This window comes from Staphylococcus sp. GDB9P120P (assembly GCF_017893435.1).
Classification (GTDB): Bacteria; Bacillota; Bacilli; order Staphylococcales; family Staphylococcaceae; genus Staphylococcus; species Staphylococcus cohnii.
On sequence record NZ_JAESNB010000001.1, the window covers coordinates 1 to 4,504 of the forward strand.

The following is a 4,504-nucleotide window of genomic DNA, read 5'->3' on the forward strand; positions in this document are numbered from 1 at the left end:
AAAAGTTTACATCGAATATGATAAAGTAAAAGCAGATGCGTGGGATAGACGTAATATGCGTGTTGAATTTAATCCTAATAAACTTACGCATGAAGAAATGCTTTGGTTAAAACAAAACATCATTGACTACATGGAAGATGATGGTTTTACAAGATTAGATTTGGCTTTTGATTTTGAAGACGATTTGAGCGATTATTATGCGATGACTGATAAATCAGTTAAGAAAACTATTTTTTATGGTCGTAACGGTAAACCAGAAACAAAATATTTTGGTGTTCGTGACAGTGATAGATTTATTAGAATTTATAATAAAAAACAAGAACGTAAGGATAATGCAGACATTGAAGTTATGTCTGAACACTTATGGCGTGTAGAAATTGAATTAAAAAGAGACATGGTTGATTATTGGAACGATTGTTTTAATGATTTACATATTTTGAAACCAGATTGGTCTAGTTTAGAAAAAGTAAAAGACCAAGCAATGATTTATATGCTAATTCATGAAGAAAGTACATGGGGTAAATTAGAAAGACGTACAAAAAATAAATATAGAGAAATGTTAAAAAGTATTTCAGAAATTGATTTAACGGACTTAATGAAATTGACTTTAAAAGAGAATGAAAAACAATTGCAAAAGCAGATTGATTTTTGGCAGCGTGAATTTAGATTTTGGGAGTGAAAAAACAATGAGGACTGAAAAAGAAATTTTAAATTTAGTTTCTGAATTTGCTTATCAACGAAGCAATGTAAAAATTATTGCTCTCGAGGGTTCAAGAACTAATGAAAATATAAAAAAAGATAAGTTTCAAGATTATGATTTTGCTTTTTTCGTATCAGATATTGAGTGTTTCACACATGAAGAAAGTTGGTTAAGTTTATTTGGAGAATTATTGTTTATACAGAAACCAGAAGATATGGAATTATTCCCACCTGATTTAGATTATGGTTACAGTTATATAATGTATTTTAAAGATGGCATAAAAATGGATATTACATTAATTAATTTAAAAGATTTAAATCGTTATTTTAGTGATTCTGATGGTCTTGTAAAAATTTTAGTTGATAAAGATAATTTAGTAACTCAAGAAATTGTTCCAGATGACTCAAATTATTGGTTAAAAAAACCAACAGAACGAGAATTTTATGATTGCTGTAATGAGTTTTGGAGTGTCTCAACGTATGTAGCAAAGGGTGTTTTTAGAAGAGAAATATTATTTGCTTTAGATCATTTCAATAATATTTTACGTCCTGAATTATTAAGAATGATTTCTTGGTATATTGGCTTTAATAGGGGTTTTGATTTTAGTTTAGGAAAGAATTATAAGTTTATAAACAAATATTTAACTGATAAAGAATTCAATATGTTTTTAGCTACTTTTGAAATGAATGGATATAGAAAGACATACCAATCTTTTAAGCTTTGTTGTGAATTATTTAAATATTATTCAAATAAAGTAAGTTGTTTAGGAAATTATAACTATCCAAATTACGAAAAAAATATTGAGAATTTTATTCGTAATAATTATGAGAATTAATTTTATTAGCAACCACATTTTTGGTTGCATAGGTTTTGAATTTGAATTTGGTTTTGAACTATGAGTGGCTAGCATTTTGCCACTCATTTTTTGCGTTAGCAAAAACATAAAGGGTCTGGGATTAATCCCAGAAAGCCGGTATATTCAGAACGAAGTGGCTAGAATATACGACGCTTGCCAAACCACATTATTACTTGAAATTTTGTTGATTATCCTATAATCTACAAATATAGAAAGTAATATATTTCGAAGAAACGTGGTGGGATTGAATGAGTGAACATGATAGTAATTTGGCTAGCGATTTGTCTGTTGGGGAAAACCGAAAACCCAACCGCAAAGAGCCAAAACAAATTAGTTTCAGAGTGAGCGAATCCGAATATGAAAAGTTGAGGTCATCTGCCGAAACTTTGAATATGAGTGTGCCGAATTTTGTTAAAAAGAAGGCACAGGGAAGTCGATTGGTAGCGCCCAAATTTGATAAAGAGACGCGACAATCGATTGCCAAAGATTTAAGTAAATTAGGGGCAAATGTGAATCAGATTGCTAAATATTGCAATCAACATCAACATGATGCACCGAATTATGAAGGATTAGAACATAACATTGACGCTGTTCGTGAAAGGTTGAATGACATATGGAACAAAATGTAAAAATTGTAAGAAGTTTATTTATTTTAATAGCAGTTTGTGGGGTTGCTATTTTTAGTATTTACATTGAGGAGTATGGACTTTTATATCTTTTGGGAATAGCTGTAATTGTTAATATTGTTTTATTAATTAAAACGATAAATAAGAAACGAAGTGGTAACGATGGCAACAACTAAATTAGGTAATACCAAATCGGCAAGCCGAGCAATTAATTACGCAGAGAAACGTGCAGAAGAAAAAAGTGGTTTGAATTGTGACGTAGACTATGCGAAATCGGCTTTTAAACAAACAAGAGCTTTGTATGGCAAAGAAGATGGAATTCAAGCACATACGGTTATCCAGTCTTTTAAACCTGGCGAAGTAACACCAGAACAATGTAATCAACTAGGCTTAGAACTTGCAGAAAAAATAGCACCTAATCATCAAGTAGCTGTTTATACGCATACAGATAAAGACCATTATCATAATCATATTGTGATTAATTCAGTTGATCTAGAAACTGGAAAGAAATATCAAAGTAATAAAAAACAACGTGATTTAGTCAAAAAAGAAAATGACAATGTCTGTCGTGAACATGGTTTGAGTGTGACAGAACGTGGCACTGCAAAAATGAGATACACGCAAGCAGAAAAAGGCATTGTGTTTGATAGAGAAGAATATTCTTGGAAAGATGAATTGCGGGAGTTAATTGAAAATGCAAAAGCACATACAAGCAATTTAGAGACGTTTTCAGAGCATTTAGAAGAAAAAGGGGTAGAAGTTAAGCTTCGTGGCGAAACAATCTCATATAAGCCTGAAAATGCAAATAAATGGGTGCGTGGACGAACGCTAGGTTCAGATTATGAAAAAGGAGCGATTGACTATGAGCATGAAAGACATCAAGAACAACAAAGAGAATCCGAATATGCAGACGGATTTAAGGTCAACTGGGACGCAGTCGAGCAACACACAGAGCAACTTAAACAACGAAGAGTTGAACGAGCTCAAGAGACAAAACAAGCTAATCGTAAAATATCTAGCAGAGATACAAGAGAATCAGAAAATCAGAGAGAAAGAACACAAGGAAACAACGTCCGAATTGAAAGAGGCAACGAAGGAATTTCGAGATAAAAGCTTAAAGATTCGTAATGATTTTGTAGATGTACTTCAAGAAAAATTAAAACAGGTTGATACAGAAGAATTAAAAGATATATTAGGCAGAGATATTTACAGAGTACGAGAAGAAAATGACCGTATGTTGCAAGAAGTAAGAGCGTCACATGAACACTATAAAAAAAGACAAAAGCAATTATTTACAGGTATTGGGGCAATGTTGTTAGTCTTTATGCTATTTGCTTTGATTATGACAATTGGTAGTGACTTTATGAGTTTCTTGCCTATAGATACACTACAGAAAGTCATAGCAGACAAAATAGCAGCATCTGAGGGTTTTATGACATTTGTTTGGTATATTGCTTATGGTTTACCTTATTTACTTGGAATAATAGCATTTGTAGTTTTATACGAATGGATTAGAGCAAAATTTCATGATTAGACCATGCATTTATGCCGAGAAAATTTATTGTGCGTTGAGAAAAACCCTTAACTAAACTTGTAGACGAATGTCGGCATAGCGTGAGCTATTAAGCCGACCATTCGACAAGTTTTGGGATTGTTAAGGGTTTCGAGGCTCAACGTCAATAAAGCAATTGGAATAAAGCAATAAGGGAGTTGATAACATGAAATTCAAAGAAGCCTTTGAGAATTTCATAACAAGTAAGTATGTATTTGGTGTTTTAATAGTTTTAGTTATTTATCAGCTATTACAAATGGTTAAATAAAAAAGACCTGATCTAATTAGACCAAGTCTTTTGATAGTGTTATATTAATAAACAAATAAAAAGAAGTCGCTCACGCCCTGACCAAAGTTTGTGATAGCGACTTATCCATTTCAAAAACATATGCTATGTGTTTTGCAATTTTTTGTATATCTAGATATTAAACGATATTAGTTTATTCTTCAAGATATATATTCGGGTGAGCGACTTCTTAAATTAAATTAAGGAGTCGATTTTTTATGAGTAAAAAAGAGCAAGAAATCTTTTCAAATCAAAGCACAGAACATGAAAATTCAATTTTTTCTAAAACCGGCTACTCTAATAGCCGGTTAAACCGACATATTATGTACACCCCCGAACCAAAATTACACTTTGATGCTATGACAATTGTTGGGAATCTTAATAAGAACAATGCTCACAAACTGTCTGAATTTATGAGTATTGCGCCACAAATTAGACTTTGGGATATATTACAAACCAAATTTAAAGCTAAGGCTCTACAAGA

General features: G+C 31.8%; 6 protein-coding genes and 1 pseudogene. All 7 read left to right on the forward strand.

Annotated elements, in window-relative coordinates:
* Positions 1–679, forward strand: a 679-nt coding sequence (locus KA856_RS00005; protein ID WP_210138345.1) for a replication initiation factor domain-containing protein, incomplete at its 5' end; no start/stop codon positions are given.
* A gap of 7 nt (positions 680–686) precedes the next feature.
* A complete protein-coding gene (gene str / locus KA856_RS00010) occupies positions 687–1,535 on the forward strand; it encodes a streptomycin adenylyltransferase Str (RefSeq protein WP_031795436.1) in 849 nt (282 codons plus the stop codon).
* A gap of 269 nt (positions 1,536–1,804) precedes the next feature.
* A complete protein-coding gene (locus KA856_RS00015; RefSeq protein ID WP_210138346.1) occupies positions 1,805–2,185 on the forward strand; it encodes a plasmid mobilization protein in 381 nt (126 codons plus the stop codon).
* A complete protein-coding gene (locus KA856_RS00020) occupies positions 2,170–2,358 on the forward strand; it encodes a hypothetical protein (RefSeq protein ID WP_069820417.1) in 189 nt (62 codons plus the stop codon). Before KA856_RS00015 ends, KA856_RS00020 begins: the two co-directional genes overlap by 16 nt.
* Positions 2,345–3,292 (forward strand): relaxase/mobilization nuclease domain-containing protein, encoded by a 948-nt coding sequence (locus tag KA856_RS00025; protein WP_194440788.1) that lies wholly within the window; start codon positions 2,345–2,347, stop codon positions 3,290–3,292. Before KA856_RS00020 ends, KA856_RS00025 begins: the two co-directional genes overlap by 14 nt.
* Positions 3,261–3,716 (forward strand): DUF334 domain-containing protein, encoded by a 456-nt coding sequence (locus tag KA856_RS00030; protein ID WP_069820419.1) that lies wholly within the window; start codon positions 3,261–3,263, stop codon positions 3,714–3,716. Before KA856_RS00025 ends, KA856_RS00030 begins: the two co-directional genes overlap by 32 nt.
* A 522-nt stretch (positions 3,717–4,238) precedes the next feature.
* Positions 4,239–4,504 (forward strand): annotated as a pseudogene (locus tag KA856_RS00035) (replication initiation factor domain-containing protein); the annotation flags it as partial.

Coding starts and splice junctions, on each gene's coding strand:
- KA856_RS00020 (WP_069820417.1), top strand. CDS start 2,170: ATGGAACAAAATGTAAAAATTGTAAGAAGTTTATTTATTTTAATAGCA.
- str (WP_031795436.1), top strand. CDS start 687: ATGAGGACTGAAAAAGAAATTTTAAATTTAGTTTCTGAATTTGCTTAT.
- KA856_RS00025 (WP_194440788.1), top strand. CDS start 2,345: ATGGCAACAACTAAATTAGGTAATACCAAATCGGCAAGCCGAGCAATT.
- KA856_RS00015 (WP_210138346.1), top strand. CDS start 1,805: ATGAGTGAACATGATAGTAATTTGGCTAGCGATTTGTCTGTTGGGGAA.